At 58.9% G+C, this 1,497-nt stretch carries 1 pseudogene; it reads right to left on the bottom strand.

The annotated features are described in order from the left end of the window. Positions 1–1,196 precede the first annotated feature (1,196 nt). Positions 1,197–1,497: pseudogene (locus E5W87_RS27675) on the bottom strand (hypothetical protein); the annotation flags it as partial.

The raw sequence follows: 1,497 nt of genomic DNA, 5'->3' as shown, positions 1-1,497 counted from the left end.
AGCCGAAAGGTGCGGCGGGCTTTTTGCGACATTGCCGCCGCGCTTTAAGAATTCCCGGGCCGGCCATCCGCCGGCGCTGAATTACTGCCCCGATCCATCCGAGCTGGCGATACTGGGCCGCGTGTTCGATCGGTTGAAGGTTGACGGCCAATCTGCGCATCAACTGAAACGCTCGCGTGACGAATTATTGCCAACTACATGGCCGGGGTGGTGGACGAGGAAGAACTTCTTTCGGCTTCCAGACAGCCGCTGGGAGGGTAGGCGGCCGTCATCGCATCCCGACCTCCCTCCGCCTCGGCTCTCATGAATCGAACTCCAGTCGAGTGTGACCAGTTCGTTCGTTCCAAATGACCTGTCGAAGATCGCGCCGATCGACTGCCTGGCCACGCATGTCGGCCCTCCCAATTTCGTTGCGACCAGTGAAGCAAGATCACGCGCAATGGGTCTTCATCGCGTATTTCTGAAAAGGGTTCGTGATAAGGCAACGGGTCAAGTAGTTCAGTGTTCGATCTGGACGAATTGATCCTCTCAGGGTGCCGACCATCTGGAAGGGACTAGTCCCTACGATGCCAATGGCGGGAGTCATGGCGGGGGGCCGTTGCATGCACGTGAGCGGGTGAGCGCGCGCAAGGTGGTGAGCGGACGAGGAGCGGGACGGTGAAGGCGGCATAGGTGTGTTTATTTGAATTGTGCGTAACCGAGCGAGATAACATGCGATTTAGTTTGGCCCTGCCAATTTTCCTACGCCCGCACCCCCTCGATCACCCCAAGTGGCCAGGCACCTTACAGGTAGCCGTACGCCGTCCAAGCGGCCATGGAACCGCTCGACCCGTCAGGCCGACCGCGGTTTGTAGAAGCGACTGATTTCACCCGCAAAGATCTCGCATGCGTTCGGCTCCAGGAAATGCGTGCATCCGGCGCAGCGGCGACCCTTATTTGGAGAATCCTGATAAAGCGCCAGAGGCTTTGGTGTCGTTCCGGCGCCGCGCGCCGCAGGCTGACCCGTCACGCAGGACGCTAGCCCACCTGCACCTCCAATAGCGGCGCCGGTCATCGACACCTTCAGAAATTCCGGCGCGACAGCCTTGGCTTGCACCACCTTGTGCCGGCCCGCAAATTAATTCTTCACGATCGTCTTTCATGACCTTTCCTCCCTGTAGCAACCCAAAGAAGCGCTGGTGCCGTCCGATCCAGGGTCAAATTGACTTCAGGTATTCGATCAGATCACTCTTTTCCTGATCGGTTAGGTCAAGGCTCAAATGACCGTCATAGTGCTCGACAACGTCATCGAGCGTGGCGAACCGCCCATCGTGGTAGAAACCGCCCTTGTGAATTTTCTCGATGTCCCAAAGGGCTCGCAGCGATGCCGTCCGGTAGCGCTCGTCCGGAGAGCGCATCGCCTGGAAATCGTCGATCCCTATCTCGTCGGCGGTATGCAGGTTCCAGCCCGGTTCCGTGAAGAGCGGCGGCACGTGGCAAGTGCCGCATTTGGCCTTG

The sequence above is a fragment of the Mesorhizobium sp. genome, from assembly GCF_004962925.1.
Classification (GTDB): Bacteria; Pseudomonadota; Alphaproteobacteria; order Rhizobiales; family Rhizobiaceae; genus Mesorhizobium.
This window is presented reverse-complemented; position numbering and strand designations above follow the sequence as displayed.